This is a genomic window from Haloferula rosea (assembly GCF_016595525.1).
GTDB classification, from domain to species: domain Bacteria; phylum Verrucomicrobiota; class Verrucomicrobiia; order Verrucomicrobiales; family Akkermansiaceae; genus Haloferula; species Haloferula rosea.
In genome coordinates this window covers 19,988-36,919 of the sequence record NZ_JAENII010000016.1, presented here as the reverse complement: position 1 = coordinate 36,919, position 16,932 = coordinate 19,988, and the positions used below count along the sequence as shown (strand labels likewise).

The 16,932-nt window shown below is 60.7% G+C and carries 8 protein-coding genes; 7 read left to right on the top strand and 1 reads right to left on the bottom strand.

Annotated features, from left to right (window positions below):
* The first annotated feature begins 268 nt into the window (after nt 1-268).
* Nucleotides 269-2,752: an autotransporter outer membrane beta-barrel domain-containing protein gene (locus JIN81_RS16860; RefSeq protein WP_200282656.1), complete on the top strand. Its 2,484-nt coding sequence runs from the start codon at nt 269-271 to the stop codon at nt 2,750-2,752.
* A 270-nt stretch (nt 2,753-3,022) separates the two neighbouring features.
* Nucleotides 3,023-3,205, top strand: a complete 183-nt coding sequence (locus JIN81_RS16855) for a hypothetical protein (protein ID WP_200282653.1) — start codon at nt 3,023-3,025, stop codon at nt 3,203-3,205.
* 247 nt (nt 3,206-3,452) lie between these two features.
* On the opposite strand, the gene JIN81_RS16850 is transcribed toward JIN81_RS16855, so the two are convergent.
* Nucleotides 3,453-8,513 carry a beta strand repeat-containing protein gene (locus JIN81_RS16850; RefSeq protein WP_200282650.1) on the bottom strand — a complete coding sequence of 1,687 codons (5,061 nt, stop codon included), beginning with the start codon at nt 8,511-8,513 and terminating at the stop codon, nt 3,453-3,455.
* Between the two features lie 315 nt (nt 8,514-8,828).
* On the opposite strand from JIN81_RS16850, the gene JIN81_RS16845 reads away from it, so the two are divergent.
* The 5 genes from JIN81_RS16845 (at nt 8,829) to JIN81_RS16825 (ending at nt 16,881) form a co-directional block, all read left to right on the top strand.
* On the top strand, nt 8,829-10,493 hold the full coding sequence (locus tag JIN81_RS16845) for a hypothetical protein (protein WP_234045156.1): 1,665 nt from the start codon (nt 8,829-8,831) through the stop codon (nt 10,491-10,493).
* An 18-nt stretch (nt 10,494-10,511) separates the two neighbouring features.
* Complete coding sequence (locus tag JIN81_RS16840; RefSeq protein WP_200282643.1) at nt 10,512-11,660, top strand: hypothetical protein; 1,149 nt, start codon at nt 10,512-10,514, stop codon at nt 11,658-11,660.
* A 316-nt stretch (nt 11,661-11,976) separates the two neighbouring features.
* The gene (locus JIN81_RS16835) at nt 11,977-13,812 is read left to right on the top strand and encodes a hypothetical protein (protein WP_200282640.1); all 1,836 of its coding nucleotides are present in this window, start codon (nt 11,977-11,979) and stop codon (nt 13,810-13,812) included.
* 26 nt (nt 13,813-13,838) lie between these two features.
* Nucleotides 13,839-14,219, top strand: coding sequence for a cytochrome c (locus JIN81_RS16830; protein WP_200282637.1), 381 nt, complete (start codon nt 13,839-13,841; stop codon nt 14,217-14,219).
* Nucleotides 14,220-14,583: 364 nt separating this feature from the next.
* Nucleotides 14,584-16,881 carry a hypothetical protein gene (locus JIN81_RS16825; protein WP_200282634.1) on the top strand — a complete coding sequence of 766 codons (2,298 nt, stop codon included), beginning with the start codon at nt 14,584-14,586 and terminating at the stop codon, nt 16,879-16,881.
* The last annotated feature ends 51 nt before the right edge of the window (nt 16,882-16,932 follow it).

Here is a 16,932-nt window from a genome sequence, read left to right as displayed (position 1 = left end):
GTAGGCTGTCACCAACACCGCGACTCCCGATAAGATCGGAACGAGATTTTTTTGCGATAAGGGGGATTTGCTCATGATTCCGGGTAGCACATAGCCAGCCATATGCTCCGGAAGGAAGGGGAATCCGAGAAATTATGGTTACAGTGCTGCCATGCGACATGGCGAGGAAGGTGAGTCGCGAAGGTAGCCGGTGACTGTCAGGAGTGAGTGACTTTCTGCTTCCAAGGGTCCAAGGGGAAACGTAAACCGACCAAGCTTCCTCGCCTCTATGAAAATCCCCCATTCTCCTTCGCTATCGGTGCTTTTGCTGACAAGTTCCTCTGCTTTTTCCCAAGCGGTCTACAACTACACCGGAATCGAACACAACAACGAGGCATCGCGGTGGAACGTGGCGTCGAACTGGGACGAGGTGGGAAGTCCGGGAGACTTGCTGAATGGGACATCATTCAATGACGACGACGTGCGAATCCGAAACAACCGGGTGTCTAACCACAACGTCAGGCTGCAGGTGGATGCCGGAGAGATTTCCAAGCTGGCGGTTGGTGGGCAGACTGCGACCGGGTCGACCTTGCCGACCGAGTTGCACCTGCGGGAGGACACGGCGGCCCTGAGGGTGGCCGAGTTGGTGACGATCGGCGGGCTCTCGTTCGATGGCGGCAGCGACCTTGCCGGGGCGATCGCGCTGAATCGCGGGAGCTCGACGCTAACCGTGCGCGATGTGGTGAGCGGATCGAACCACGGGGCGAACTTCATTACTGTCACTCCTGACGACCAGACGGCGACGCCGACGGTGTTCATTTCTGGCAACATGGACACCGCCGGGGTGCGGGCCGACGCGACTGATGCTTTTGCAATCGACTACATCGTCAACCGGACCGACGGGTTCGTGCTCAACGGCTCGGCACCGCAGACACTCAACGTCGAGGTCCTGCAAGTGCTGGTCAACGGGAGCCCGTTCGGCAACGCATCCGGTATACCGAACCATGCCGTCACGTATACGCTGGGTGATGGTGATCGGGTGAACGGGTTGTTTTCACAGGTGGCGAAGGTGAACAATAGCTCGCGACACTACGAGGGAACGCTGCGGGTGGTCGGCGGCGCAACTTGTGTCATCCGTGGTGGGGGCGCAATGCAACTCGGAGTGACCGCGAATTCGTCGACGACGAACAACGATACGGCCTCGGCGAAGGGGTCTCTTGAGGTGGGAAACGCTGTTGGGCCTGGTACGGTGATCATCGGAGGACAACTCCAGGTGGGTCGACAGGAGGAAAACAACGGAACCAACACGCAGCTGGCCAGGGGGGCAGTGGTCGTCGACCATCCGGCATCGCGTCTCGCCTGTGACAGTCTCGTTCTGGGCGATGTGGCGGGTGATCCGCTGAATACCAGTGGGCGTTCGGACGGTGTGCTGACGATCGACGATGGAACCGTGACGGTCGGTGTGGCCCAGGTGGATTTCCCCGAGGCGAACATTAACGGGGGGAGCCTATTCATTGCGGGGGCAGCGGTCGATGACACTGACTTCAGTGCGGTTGGGATCGTGAACTTGAACGGCGGCATTCTGCAGGTCACCGGCGGAAACACCGAGGTAGGCCGCGGCGGACAGGGATTCTTCAACATCAACGGTGGACGCTTTGATCAGCTGAGTAGCAATCTTGTGATTGGGCAAAGCACGACGAGCCGGCTTTCCGATGGCACGGTGGTGATGGCGGGAGGCGATGTGAACATCGGCAACTTCGACGGCACCGCGGACTCTGACATCAATATCAATGCCGACGGTGGCACCTTCTTGCAGTTCGCGGGAACCGTGGACGTCGAGAGCGACATCAACATGGCGGAGGACTTCAAGCCGTGCGCCTACCGGATCAGCGGTGGCACGCTGATCGTGGGCGAGAATGTCCTTGCGCGTGGTGGCACCGGTCTGGACGCGCTAGAGGTCAGTGGTGCGGCAGATGTCGTCATTGGTGGAAGGGTGTTCTTCAATAGTACGAACAATCTGTTGAAAATGACCGGAGCCGCCTGCTCGCTGGCGATCCAGGGAATCGGCCAGACCGGTGCCGAAGTGCTCGACCTGGGTAGTGCCACGGCGACTCTCGAGTTTGAGTTCGTGGATGGGTCGGTGTCTCCGGTAAGGGTGGAGGCCGCGGCCGGGAACTTGATCGATCTGCGCAACTGTCAGTTGGCACTCGGCGGCGATCTTCCTGAATCAGGTTCGCACTTGCTGTTGGAGAATGTGAATGGCTGTTATTACCTCGGGAACTTTGCCGGACTCGGGGAGGGGGAAACTGTCGAGCTGGGGGACTATGTGTATGCCATCAGCTATCTCGGTGGGGACGGGGATGACGTCGAACTCACCAAAGTTGGCGACGTCGACTTCGATGGGGATGACATCCCCAAGTGGTATGAGGAAGCGAACGGTCTGAGTGACAACGACGCCGGAGATGCGGCGACCGATCCTGACGGTGACGGAATGGATGCGCTCAGCGAGTACATGTTTGGGACAGCGGAGAATGACCGTGCCAGCACGTTCTTCCTTGAGGTGGCTTCCATCGACGAAACCACCATTACCTTTCGGTTCGGTCCGCGGATGTCCGGCAGGGTTCTGACCTTGCGGGGAATGCCGGGTCTGGCTGGCTATTCGGGCCCTAGCGTGGTCTTCGGTCCCTCAGACCAAAGCATCGCAGTCCAGGAGTTCACTCTTCCCATCACCCACTCCCGGAATTTTTACCGGATCGAAGCCACTCTACCGTAGTCCGCCTCTGGCAATAGGGAACTCGTGGAATCGGGATTCACGGTTCGACGACAAGGCGCACGAGAAATTTGCCATCCTTTCCAGTCTCCGGATCGGTGGCGGGGGAGGTTGGAAACACGGCCGAGCCAACGACGTCGAGTCGGTTGGCGGAGCTGCCGTCGACTTCATGATGAGCGCACCGCGGACTTCTCTGCCTGACCACCACGGACGCCAGATCCCTGTGGACCGGAAAGATCCGAGCCGGGTCTGCGTAGGGAGCGGATGATCCGCATGTGCCTCCTCGCTGTGACATCCATCACGGCCCCGCTTTTCGCCCTGCCACCGGAGACCTACCGGCCGGAGCTCGATTGGTTGATCGATGGTTCGGGATTCAAGGCCCGGGTCGAGCAAGGCGACGGATCGAAGGACGTCACGCTCACGAACGGGTTGGTGCGTCGCGAAGGCATGCTTTGACTGTCAGGAGAGGGTGGCAGTCTGCTTCCAACGATCCATGGTCGGTGTCTTCCTTCTCTTCCCTCTCGTCATCGATGCCGCGCTCTCTGCCGTAGTGCCTGTCGGGACGGAGGCGGAATCTGGCTTCCGTCGAATCTCGATGGATCCCAGCGGTCCCGTTGATGAGACCTGTGGGATGGGAAGAAGGAAAACGCCGGGCCCGAAGAAGCGGGACCGGCGTTGGAATGAGCGGTGTAACCGTTGTGGATCACTCGGTGCCCTCGAGACGACCAAACAGCTGGCCCCCTGCCGACTGGGTTCCATCGCTGATGGTGGCCACGATGTCGATCAGAGCGTCACCGTTGGCGTTCGTGCCTCCGTCCGTTGCCACGAAGCTGACGCTGCCGCTTGGGGTGGACTCGACCAAGGGGTTGGGGGCCCCGATCACACCGGGAACATGAACGCTCAACCACGCCCCGGCCAGGTCCCCGTCATAGGACAGGTTGAGGACCGAAGTGCCGCGTTCTGTAATGGCGAGGCAGCGGAAGGCCATGACCAGGTTGCCGCTGCTATCCTCGCTGACTTCAGGCAGGGAGCCATTGGCATCGTGATCCGGATTGGCCACACCCAGCAGGAAGGCCATGCCGTCCTGCACGCCGTCACCGTTGGTGTCGCCACCGAAGGTCACCGCACCCATGCTGCCGCTGCTCTTCCACTCGTCGAAGGCGGAGACCCCACCACTGACGAGGTCGATCTGGCCGGCCACGCTGGTATCGAGGCTGTAGCTGAAGCCTGCCGGCAGCGTGCCGAGGGTCGGCGTCCCGGTGCGGAAGCCGTTGTATTCGATCAAGCGATAACGCCCGGCCGTCATCCCGCGGTTGACGATGTCGATCACCGCGCCGGTGAGATCGACGTCGCCATCGACCACCAGCTTGGTGGTGTCCCAGTTCGTAGGTCCCGAGTCCGGCAGGCCGAACTCAAGGTGGCCGTTGACGTCGAGACTTCCCGTCGTGGTGAAGCTCTGTCCGTCGTGCATGGCCAGCTTGCCGTGGATCGCGATCAGCGACGCCAACTGCGGGATGGATGCCATCCCGCGCAGCACCACCTCGGTGCCTGGAGCGAGTTGAGTGATCGTGGTGCCCGGCAGGTCGATCACCGCCGGTGCCGTATCACCAAGCACTTCCCAGCGCCCGCCGCTCAGCGTGCCCCCGGCATAGTTGGTGAGCTGGGTGTCGGCGCTCAAGATCTGGAGCGTACCGCCGTTCGCTGCCCGGAACACTCCGGCGTTGGTCTTTGGGTGGGTGTAGAGGCTCAGGCTGCCGACATTCGCCTCCAGCGTGCCCTGGTTGACCAGCGCGCAGATCAGGCGGCTTTCGCCGAGAAGGGTCGTCGCTGCCGTGGTGAGGGTCTGGTCCGGTCCCACCGTCAGGACATCTCCGGGATCCGTCGAGTCGAGGTAGCAGTCGTCGTAAGTATTGAACACCACCTGTCCGCTGCCCAGCAGGCTCACCGGGCCGTCGGCCCGCAGGGTCGCGATGCTGCCACCGTCATCGTTGATTTCGATCCGCCCGTTGTTGGTCACCGTGCCGGACAGGTTCAGGACCCGGCTGGTGCCGATCGTTGCGGTGACGCCGGCTCCGAGGCTGAGGTCTCCGAGCGTGTCGGTGCCGGTGAGCGGGATGATCGCTCCATCACCGTCGATCGCGCCGCCGGTGATTGTGCCATTGTAGAGGTGAAGGATCCCGGCGGCATCGAGGCTGATCACCCCGCCACTGTTGTCCACGCTGGTTCCCTCGACGCGGAGGTTGCCGCCGTCGAGCGTGTGAATCAGGCCGTTGTTGGTCTTCGCATGGCTGTCGAGCTGCAGCCCGCCGCCGTCCACCGTGATCGTGCCCTGGTTGTCGCAGGCCGTCAGGATCCGGCTGTGGCTCGCTCCCGCGAGCGTCGAAGGGTCGGCCACCAGTTCTTGGTCCGGGCCGATCGTCAGCACGTCGGTCGGGTCGGCTGAGTCCAGCCAGTTGTCATCGTTGCTCTCGAGCCGGACCTGGCCGCTGCCGAGCAGGCTCACATCGCCATCAATGTTCAGGTAGGCGATGCTGCTGGAGAGGTCGGTCACATGGATGATGCCATCGTTCTGGACCGTGCCGACCAGGGTCAGCGTCTCACTGCCATCGATCTCGAGATCTCCGTCGAGCGTGATGGTTTCGACGCTGCCATCAAGCATGGCGGTGGAGATCACATGGTAGGTTCCCCGATCCTCGCCCACGCGTGTGGCGGTGAGCGATCCACCACTTACGGTGGCGCTGGAGAGCTCCACCGTGCTCAGGTGATCGGCGAAAAGGGTGGCGCCCCGGTTGTCGATCGTCGTGTTGTAGATCCGGAGGTTTCCGCCATTGATCGCCTCGATCCGGTGGTGGTTGCGTTTCGGGTTGGTCAGCAGCTGCAGGCCTCCACCATCCGCGCGGATCGTGCCGTGGTTGATCGTCTCGGCCACCAACCGGCTCCAATCCACCCGGCTGTCGGTGCTCGTGGTCAGGAGCTGGCTGGATCCGACTGTAAGGACGTGCGCCGGATCCAGTCCCTCGATGTAGTTGTCCTCGGTGGAGTTGAACACCACGCGGCCATCGCCACTGAGCGTCACGTCTCCGTCGAGCCGGAGGTAGGTGATGCCGCTCGCAAGATCGGCGAGGTTGATGACACCCCGGTTCTCGAGGTTGCCGCGCACGGTGAGGGTGTCGCCGGTGCCCAGTTCCATGGTGCTGTCGAAGATCACCGGTGCGGCCGAGGAATCGATGATGTTGCCCGTCGCGCCCACCACCGAGAAGCTGCCGTCTCCGTCGAGGGTTCCGCCTGTTAGGGTGGCATTCTGGATTTCCACCATGCTGCCGGTTTCAGCCGTGATGGTGCCGTTGGTGTTGTCCACCGAGGTATTGTAGATCCTCACCTTGCCTCCGTTCAGGGCGCTGATCTGGCTGTTGTTGGTCTTGAGGTGGGTGTCGAGCTGCAGGCCGCCGCCGTCTGCGTGGATAGTGCCCTCGTTCACCGTCTTCGCGACCAGGCGGCTGTAGATGGGGCTGGTCCCGGCGATTGTGCGCAGGGTCTGGTTGGTGCCGATGGTCAAGAGATCAGCCGGGTCCACCGAGTCGATGAGGTTGTCGTTCGGCGAGTTGAAGACGACCTCGCCGGTGCCCGTCAGAACGACGTCTCCGTCGATTCTCAGGTAGCTGGTCCCCGCGCTCGGATCGGTGATGTTGATGCGACCGGTGTTCTGCACGCCGCCGCGCAGCACCAGAATGCCGTAGCTTCCCAGGTCCGCAGTTCCGCTGAACTGCAGCGGGCTGCCCGACCCGTCGAAGGTCGAAGTGGTGTTGATCACTTCGAAGCTACCGGATCCGTTGAGGACCCCACCCGTGATCGTCGAGGCATTGAGATCCACGATGCTGCCGGGGCCCGCCGTGAGTTGGCCACTGACATTGTTCAATTGAGTCGAGGAGAACCGCAGGGTTCCCCCGTTCGTTGCCTGCATCAGCCCATGGTTGGTTTTCGGATGGGTGTCCAGCGTGAGCCCCCCGGTGTCGGCGCTGATCGTGCCCTGGTTGTCGATGGACGCGATGATCCGGTTGTCCCACGGATCCGCATCGGCGCTGGTTTTCCAGTGCTGGGACGGGCCGATCGTCAGCACGTCGGTCACGTTCGATGAGATGATCCGGTTGTCGTTTTGCGAGTTGAAGATCACCTCACCTGCTCCCAGCACGCTGGCGTTGCCAATGACCTCGATCTCCGAGTAACCGGAGCCGGGATCCTGGATCCAGATGGTGCTCGTGTTGTTGAGGGTCCCCTGAAGCTGCAGCTTGCCATAGCTGTTGATTTCGAGTTTTCCCACGAGGTTCACGGGGAAGGTCGTCCCGTCGAAGATCGAAGGGGTGCCACTGATGTCGAACACCCCGTCGCCATTGAGGACTCCTCCCGTGACCGTCGCACTGTTCAGGTCGATGGTGCTCAGGTCACCGGCGGTGATCGTCCCGAGGGTGTTGTTGATGTTGATCGACTGGACGAGCAGGGTGCCTCCGTTGGTGGCCTGCAGCGTGCCCTGATTGGTCTTCGGGTTGGTATCGAGTCTGAGGAGGCCCTGATCGGCGGTGATCGTTCCGTGGTTGTCGATGGCGGCGATGATCCGGCTGTCGATGTCGGTGTCGGCACTGGTCGTCCACTGTTGCTCCGGACCGATGGTCAGGACGTCGCCGGGGTTCACCGAGATCACCCGGTTGTCATTCGGTCCGTTGAAGATCACCTGCCCGGCACCCTGAAGGTTCACATCCCCGCTGATCTCGATTTCGGAGTATCCGGAGCCGGGATCCTGGAGCCAGATCGTGCTGGCATGGTTGATGCCGCCCTTCATCTGCACCTTTCCATAGCTGTTGACCTCGACGGTGCCATTCACCGCCACGGGATCGCTTGTGCCGTCGAAGACCGACGCCCAACCGGACACGTCGAATGTCCCGGCTCCGTTCAGCGTCCCCCCGGCGAGCGTCATCGCGTCGAAGTCGACGATGCTCCCGGGCCCCGCCGTGATCGTGCCCCCGGCGTTGTTGACCGTCGTCGAGGTGAACAACAGCGTGCCGCCGTTGATCGCCTGCATCGTGCCGTTGTTGGTCTTGGTGTTGTAGAACAGTTTGAGGTCGCCCTGGTCGGCGCTGATCGTGCCTTGGTTGTCGATCGAACATTGAATCCAGCTATCGATCGAGGTGGTGTTGGCCAGCGTGCGGATCACTTGCGCGTTTCCGATGGTCAGCACGTCGGCAGCGTTCACCGAGCTGATCTGGTTATTGAATTCCGACCCGAAGATCACCTCCCCGGTTCCATTCAGGGTCACGTTGCCGTCGATCTTCAGCACCGCTGAGCCAGGGCCCAGGTCGGCGATCGTGATGGTTCCGTTGTTGGTGATCGACTGATGTGCCTCGATCGTCGAGGAGCCGTAGAGCGGCAGGTTGATGCCGGAGGTGATCTCCAGGGTGCCCACCGAGAAATAGCCGTCGACGTCGATCTCCGGCCCGCTGTTGATCAGGACTTCCGCCGTCGGGCTGTTGGGGAAACTTGCCACGTTCCAGTTGCTCGGCTCGACCACGACACCCGACACGCCATTGCAGGAGCCGATCGCCAAATCTTGGCTCCATCGGGTGTTGTTCGGCCAGTAGCTTGCACCGCCGGGATCGCTGCCATTGCAGTCACCGTAGAATCGACCGTCGGCCTTGTGTTCCCAGATGTGGGTCTGGGCGAATGCGCTTCCAAGTGGGAGAAGCGCGCAGAGGGGAATGCGTACGCTTTTCATTGCACTATGCATATTTTGCTATTTCGGGGAACTCCACTTGGCACGAGTTGCCGCAGACTCCGCATATCTTATCAAATATTCACCTTTTCGCCCTTTGCGCCCGATCGCCCCATGCAGCGCGACCGAGAAGGTGCGAACGAACGACTAACAAGCAGCAGTGTTCTCAAGCCGCGCTCACAGCGCGCCATCAATGCCTCTCGCCCAACCAGCGACGCTTGAAGAACGGGACTGGCCCTTCGCGGACCTGCATTGGAGCCAGAACCCTGCGACCCGGAAAGATCCCGGGCGGGTCTGCGTAGGGAGCGGATGATCCGCATGTGCCTCCTCGCTGTGACATCCATCACGGCCCCGCTTTTCGCCCTGCCACCGGAGACCTATCGACCCGAGGTCGATTGGTTGGTCGATGGGTCGGGATTCAAGGCCCGGGTCGAGCAAGGCGACGGATCGAAGGACGTCACGCTTACGAACGGGTTGGTGCGACGAGTGTTCCGCGTCGATCCGGGCTTCGCGACGATTGGCTTCGACAACCTCGCGACCGGGGAGTCGATCATCCGCGCGATCCGTCCGGATGCACGTGTCGTGATCGATGGCCGCGAACACGTGATCGGCGGCATGAAGGGGCAGCCGAACCATGCGTTTTTCACCGACGAGCACCTCGCGGCGATGAGTTTTGATCCCTTGGCCATGCGTCTGGTGGGGATGGAGGAAGGCAAGCCGGTGGCGCGCTTTGCGTGGAAGAAGGTGCGGCACCATGCACCGGATGCCGAATGGCCGACGCCGGGTGTGAGTCTGCGCTTCGACTTCGAGCCCTCGGCGGTAGCGGCCGGTGGCGGCGATGCGAGCGCTGGGAGGGAACTGCTGTGGGAGGATCGGTTTGAGAAGCTGGATCCGGCATGGAAGATCCTTCGATCGTCGGTCGGGGAGCGGGTGGGTTTTGAGAATGAGGGGAAGGCGGGAGAGATTTTTGCTCCAAGCAACGTGCATTGTTTCGCGGAGCGGGCCGTGTCGAAGGATGCCGGCCTGATCGAGGTGCGGATCCATCCTGGAACCGACGATGGGACGAGCTGGGGCCCGGGCATGGCGCTGGTATTCGGGAAGCAGGTCGTGGATGTGAACCTGCGGCCCGGCGATCGTGGCGAGCACGGACCGTTCGAGCTGCGGGTGGGCGGTCGTGAACGGTTGGCGAGTGTGGAGGAGCTCGCCGCGGAGGATGGCGGCCTGTCGGTCGAGCAGGCTTATCGACTGCGGGTGAGGATCGGCGTGGAGAAGCTGCATTGGGAGGTGGCCGTCGATCGGGAAGGGGCGCGTTGGCATTCGTTGTTCGAGGTGGCGCGGGGGAACTGGGGTGAAGTCGTCGCGATGCGGGTCGGCAAGACCGACCGCTCCGGCGGGGCGGGCGACCAGACCGACCTGGGGGGGGAGTGGGGACGCTGCCGCGTGGAGCAGGTGAGCGTCTTCGGCCCGGTCGATCCGTTGAAGTTGCCGGAGCAGGCTGACTCACCGCTGCGGGTTTCGCTTCACTACGAACTCTACGACGGCATTCCGCTGCTGGTGAAATGGCTGACGGTGGAGAACCGAGGTGACCGCGAGATCGAAATAGAGCGCTTCACCGCGGAAACGCTGGCCTTGGTTGAGCACAGCAACCACGTCGAGACACGCGAGGGAGTGCCGCTGCCCCAGCCTCGTGGGCTGCACGTGGAGACTGATATGGCATTCGGCGGTTTCAACCATGAGCAGGCGAACCGACATGCCGTGCACTATCGCCCGGACCCCGAGTTCAAGACGCAGGTGAACTACGCACTCAAGCAACCGTGCCTGCTGGTCGTCGAGCCGACCCGTGGCCCGGCGCAAGCGGTGGAGCCGGGAGCTTCGTTCGAGTCGTTCCGGGTGTTCGAGCTGGCCATGGACAGCACCCAGCGCGAGCGGCGCGCGCTGGCCGTGCGAAAGATGTATCGCACGGTCGCTCCATGGGTGACCTAGAATCCGCTGATGCACCACATGCGCACCGCGGAGCCCGAGTTGGTGCGTAGCGCGATTGACCAGGCGGCGGAGGTCGGGTTCGAAATGGTGATCCTGTCTTTTGGTTCCGGCTTCAACGCGGAAAACAATGATCCCGCTTACCTCGCGCAGTGGAAGGAGATCAACGATCATGCCCGGTCGAAGGGGATCGAGCTCGGCTGCTATTCGCTCTACTCGTCGCGGAGCATCGGCGGCGGGAATTCGATCGTCTCTCCGGAAGGTGAACGGCCGGCCCACGGCAACTGCCCGGCGATCACCAGCGAGTGGGGACAGGAGTATCTGAAGAAACTCTATGGCTTGTTCGAGACAACCGGCTTCACGATCTTCGAACACGACGGACCGTATCCGGGAGATGTGGATGTCACCGCCCGGCCGCCGCTGCAAAAGGGCGTGGACGATTCACGCTGGGTGCACTGGAAGATATGGTCCGATTTCTACAAGTGGCTGCGCGGTCGCGGGGTGTATCTGAACGCCCCGGACTACTACTACTTGTCTGGTAGCAACAAGTGTGGGATGGGTTATCGGGAAACCAACTGGTCGTTGCCCCGTGCGCAGCAGTTGATCCACACCCGACAGAACATCCATGACGGCAGCTGGATGAAAACACCGTCGATGGGATGGATGTTCGTGCCGCTCAGCCATTACCATGGGGGAGGTGCTGCGGCGACGATCGAGCCACTCGACCAGCACATCGATCACTACGAGCGGATGATCCTGAGCAACCTCGCGATGGGAGTGCAAGCATGCTATCGCGGGCCGCGGCTCTTTGATACGCCACGGGTGCGGGACATGATGAAGAAACATGTCGCATGGTTCAAAGCGCACCGCGACATTCTGGAAAGTGACATGATCCACCTGCGGCGTGCCGACGGTCGTGGGCTCGATGGGATGCTCCATGTGAACCCGGGTTTGAAGGAGAAGGCGATGCTGGTGGTTTTCAATCCAACAGAAAAGGATCTGGAAGAGGAGTGGGTGATCCCGCTGCACTACTCCGGGTTGGAAGGGAAAGCGGAGGTTTCGGTGAATGGCGGAGAGTCGATCGAGATTCAGCTCGATGGGATGAAGCGGGGGCGGTTGAAGCTAGAGGTGCCCGCGGGCGGGTTCTTGTGGGCGGCATTCAAAGAGTAGGGCGGAGCGTGGGCCCGTGGCCAACTCGTTCGATTCAGAGTGCAGAGGGTGAGGTCTGTGTCGACCAAACTGTTATGCCCTGAAAGTCGCCGCGGATTGGGTCAGGAACGGCAGTTCCTTCGAATGATTGCAAAATGCCACCGGCCCCATCGCAAGTTCCCTTCGACGATCGGTTCCCTAGAGGATGGTTTCACTCCGACTGCACCCTTGATGCTGTCATTTCGACTGCTTCACGATTGCCATCTGGAGAACATTGCCTATTTAGGGTATTGTGAAGTTGTTTGTTTTACTCCCCCTGCTGACGCTATCGCACCACTTGAACGCCGAAACCATCGTTCCGTTCGAGGAGGATTTTGAGTTCATTGCTCCTGGTGACCCGTATTACACGGGTTGGGATGATGCCAATTGGGAGCCCGGCCTTCCTGGTCCAGCCAGCGATGTGTTTCTCGCCCCGGTCTCGGATGAGTTCGGCCAGGAGTTCGAGTTATACGTCGAGCTTCAGAGCTCCGTGACCATCGCCAATTTCGAGATGGATTTTGGGGTCGATCTGACCACTTCCAACAATACTTTCACGGTCACTGGAAGCACCACAGGGTTTGGCTTCATCAGTGTCAACGGCAACGGCAAAGCAACGCTTGGCACTCTCGATGGCTTTGATTCCGCCACCGGAAATCTCACAGCGCAGTCTCCCGCCTACCTGGTCGACAGTGCATTCACTCCGGGCACCGCCATCCTTGAGTTCCGGAATGCTGATATCCGGATCAACGGAGCTGGGTTCAATCTCTTCGGACCCAATTCCATCGTTCGTGATCAGAACACCGGCCTCAATGCTTTCCGGAATCTGGAACGGAATGAGAGTTTCTTTGTCCTCGATGCCGGTTACACCCTTTCGGTTCCTGGCAATTTCACCAATGCGAACGGTGCCAGTATCTTCCTTGCGGCGAACCCCTCACCGATTGCGCCTGTCTTGAATGTTGCCGGGAACCTCATCAATGACGGGGTCATCCAAATGAATGGCAACACCGTCCTGAATGTCAGCGGCGGCTACAGTGGGACGGGAACCATCGAACTTTCCGGTTCCAACAACCAGATTTCCTGCGCTGGTGCCCTCGCCTTGGGTTCCGTGACCCGAGAGATATCTCCCGAAGAAACGGTGACTTTCCAGTCCGATGTCACCAATACCGGCGATCTCAATGCCCAAGGAAATGGTGGCCTCTATGATATCTCGGGGAGCTTTACCCAGACGGGTGGAAATCTGAATACCGGCATCTCGGAAACCGACACCTTCGTCCTTCGTGCCATGACTCAATTTTACGATGGTGGCGCGAGTGTCACCGGAAACGGGCGACTTGAAACCACCGGGGGCATCACGGCAGCCAATGGTCGAATCTTCCCGGGACTCTCTCCTGGTCGGCTCACCATGACCGGAAACTTCAACTTCCTCGCTCCTTCGATCCTCGGAATCGAGATCGGAGGAAGGAATCCCGGCACGGAATACGATGTGCTCGCTCAATCCACGGGAGATACAGGAATCACCCTCGGAGGCTCTCTGGAACTCACGATCATCGATGACTTCGATTGCGAGCTCACCAACTCGGACACCTTTGAGGTCGTCACCAGTGACCTGCCGATCCAAGGCAGTTTTTCGAACGTGGTGAGTGGAGCACGTCTCGCCACCACCGATGGTCTGGGCAGCTTTCTTGTGAGCTATGGCCCGGGCTCGTCATCTCCGAATACGGTCACCCTCTCGGATTTCGTGGCGAACCCAGTCGCGCAAATTTCGTTCACGGACTGGGCTCTGGCAGAGTCACTCCCTACCGGGAACGATGGCCCCTTTGACGATGCCAACGGCAACGGAATCGCCAATGTCTTCGAATATCTCGGGGGCTCAGCCAGAGGGGTATCCTTGAAGCTCGATGTGAGCCCGACCGACGGATCGATTTCCGCTTCAGCGGGTTTCGCCAAGTTTGCTGACAACGAATTTGCGGTGACGCTCGAGCAATCGACGGATCTCTCCCCATCATCATGGACAGTCGTCGAGAACTTCAACCTATCCGGCACCACCGCCTCAAAGAACATTCGCTCGGTCACCTTGCCGGGCGGAAACCCGCGAGCTTTCCTTCGGCTCAGGATTGACGAGGTTGCGGAGTAACAATGGTCGCTCCGAAACACGGCTAGTTGAATCATCCCTGGGATCCTTTCGGATCCGGGGTCTCAGTTGAAAGGCTCGATCGTATCAGTGCGGCACTCTCGCTGGATCTGGACCACTGCACCTTCGCTCTGAACCAAGGGACCAACGGTGAGGTCGGCTTTGCCAACCGGATGCGAGCCAATGTCAGCGGCAGCCTGTTTTCCGAGAACATCAACGGTTCCGGGCTATCGTTGAACGGTCTTGCGACCCGGCATGCGGATGATCCGGACGGCTACCTCCGGGAATCGATTCTCGAACCAGGCAAGGTGGTGACGCAGGGATTCGAGGCGGCAATGCCGTCGTTCGCAGGAGTGATTCCCGCGCAGGAACTGGAGGATCTGGTGGCCTATCTGAAGCAGCTTCGCTGAGGGGTGATATTTCGGAATGGTCCCGGCCCTGCATGGGTGCGACTGCTTGTGAGCAGGGTGCATTGCCTTCTACGATCTGGGAAAAACCAAGCCAAGATGACCGGCAGGCAGCCGGAGAGCCGGGGTAAGGCAGAATGTTTTCTTCACATGATGACCACCGTGCCGCGTCCGGCTTTCACTCTTGAAAGCTCTTGAAATCAGTCTGGATTTCTCTCATCCGGCATTGACCTCTTTGCTTGCCATCAGAAAAGCGAGGAACGGCTCAGATCGTCGCCGCCCTTGCTCCGTGGGACGGTCCTTGGTCATACTCCCATCTGTCACTCCGTGCATTCGATGTTGGAGTGGATATGACTTCTTTCGCTTGATGAATGCTCTCAGTAAGCTCTCGGTCCTTGGTGTGGCGCTGCTGCCGTTCGTCTCCAGCTTTTGCATGGCAAAAGTGCTGGATGCCATTGAGTTCGGAGACGAACAGAGTGGGGTGGCGCATGGTCTTGAGGCGACCAACAGCCAAGTGATCAGTGGTCGGCAAGGGCTTCCGGCGCAGCAGTTGCTTCCGCCTTCGACCGCAGGATGGAGGGGAGGAAGGCTGAGCTTCCGCATGGCGGTGAATCCGGAAGGGCAGAACTACTTCACCGCCATCTTCTGGGGGGGTGACCATACCGGTGAGCACAGTCGTCTTATGCTCTTCATCGACGGCAAACAGGTCGGCCAGCGGCACCTCGGGGAAGTCGATCAGCTGGACACGATGTACGAGTATCCCCGCTACCCGGGGGGCTTCCTCTATAAGACCCTACCGCTGCCGATGAACATGACGAGGGGGAAGGGTCGGGTCGAATTGGCGATCGAAGCGCAGGGTCCGATCTGGGGTTATGGTGACACCGCCGAACGCTTCCAACGAAACATGACGAAGCCCTCCCGGGGGATCTACGGCGGATTCGTGCATGACCACCCGTGCTTCGAGATTCCCGCTGGCGACGCCACGGGACACGTGGAGGAGACCTTTCCCGTACGCCCGACACCGGGACCGGAGGCCTTCGACAAGGTCAGGGAGCGGCTGAACGGTGAGGTCGACAAGTTGCTGCGCTCGAAGGGAACGATGAGCCATGATGCCATTCGTTTCTTCGCCCGGGCCTGTCTGGAGCCGTGGTGCGACGCTTATCACTCGAAGCCGGTCCTCGAACGCATCGTCGAGGCAATCGATGAACACTACCGGATCTTCGAGGCGGACCCACAGTCCGTGGAGAAGGAGTGGCACGGATATGGGCCGCTCGCCGATGGTGTGCGGGTCCTTGAAGGGCCGCTGAGGGGCTTCCTCAATGAGGAGATCGAAGGCACTGAGGTGACCCGGCGGGAAGGGTGGGCGGAGATGTTCATGGCTTCGCGCGATCGCAAGGTGACCCAGAGACGGGCGTATACGAACCAGTCGATGATCGTCGACATGAACATCTACCGCTGCAACCGGGCGGTGAAGGCGCTGAGCCCGATGGCAGCGTGGCCGGAGGACAAGGCGTTGCGCCTGCTGCATGAGTCCGCTGGTGTCGAACCGTGGAGCGGAAGCTGGGACGCCGACCTCACTCCCTCCTGGAAGCTGGGGAAGGAGCACATGCTTTTCACCGCCCAGGGACTCACCAAGGAGCTCGGCTACGTCGGCCACTACGGTGAGATCGTGATCGGGATGATGCTCGAGGCCTACGACTCAACCCGCCCGAGTCCGGACAGGCCCGGCGATCCGCGACTCAAGGCCCAGTTGATCAAGATGGCTCGGGCGAGGGGAGTGTTCCGCTATCCGCTCCCGGATGCCGACGGCTACCGAAGCATGCATATCGAGACTGTCATCGGCTGGCGGGATTGGTACTATCCCGGGGGGACCACCTACGAGCAAATGGCCACTGAGGCACCGATGGATGTCGCGGCTGCCACGCTCGATCCGGTGCTGGTCGGCTACAGCCAGCAGATGATCGAGGAGAACCAGTTCTTCGCATCGATTGGGAAGCGGGTGAAGTTGCGCGGATGGTCGCCGATGACCCGCCTGCTTGGAGCACAAAGGAGCTATGAGAAGATCAAGGCCCAACCGCCTCAGAAGAACCGGCTGCCGATGGCGTGGGACCAACCCGACTTCGTGTTCGCGGATCCCGAAATTGGCGTGGTGGCACTGAAAAACGGACGGGAGATTCTTTACGTCTCCCTCTATTGGCGCGCCCGTTATGCCATCAACAATCTCGCACGTGTGCATTACCTGACCCCGAGCACCGAACGCGATGCCACGGTGAAGATCGAAACCCGTTTCAAGGACAGCGGGTTGTTTTTCACCCTCCCGGACCAGACGAATGAACCCTTCAGCCGTAGGCACGAAGGCTTCTATCAATCGCAGGGCATGACGCTTGCGGTGGCGGGAGAGAAACAACCGATCGCGAAGGTGCCGGCCGATCAGCTCGACTACTCACCGGGAAAGGAGAACCCGTATGCCGGAAAGGGCGATTTCTACCTCATGCACTATGGCCCCTATGTGATCGCCATGAACTGCACCAGGGATGAGGTTTTTCAGTTCTCCGTGCCGGAGGAGTTCCGCGGAGTGAGGGATCTTGTTTCCGGGAAAACCTCACAGTCTTCGTCGATCGCGATCCGGCCGTGGCAAACAGTGGTGCTTTATCGGAAGCCCTGAGGCTCGGAGCGGTGCGGCCGCCAGCTGTAGCCCCGTGCTTGAAAATGGGCT

What these genes read in the sequence shown, in the direction of transcription:
- JIN81_RS16855 (WP_200282653.1), top strand. Translation starts at nt 3,023, where the DNA reads ATGTGCCTCCTCGCTGTGACATCCATCACGGCCCCGCTTTTCGCCCTG.
- JIN81_RS16840 (WP_200282643.1), top strand. Translation starts at nt 10,512, where the DNA reads ATGCGCACCGCGGAGCCCGAGTTGGTGCGTAGCGCGATTGACCAGGCG.
- JIN81_RS16850 (WP_200282650.1), bottom strand. Translation starts at nt 8,513, where the DNA reads ATGAAAAGCGTACGCATTCCCCTCTGCGCGCTTCTCCCACTTGGAAGC.
- JIN81_RS16860 (WP_200282656.1), top strand. Translation starts at nt 269, where the DNA reads ATGAAAATCCCCCATTCTCCTTCGCTATCGGTGCTTTTGCTGACAAGT.
- JIN81_RS16845 (WP_234045156.1), top strand. Translation starts at nt 8,829, where the DNA reads ATGTGCCTCCTCGCTGTGACATCCATCACGGCCCCGCTTTTCGCCCTG.
- JIN81_RS16825 (WP_200282634.1), top strand. Translation starts at nt 14,584, where the DNA reads ATGAATGCTCTCAGTAAGCTCTCGGTCCTTGGTGTGGCGCTGCTGCCG.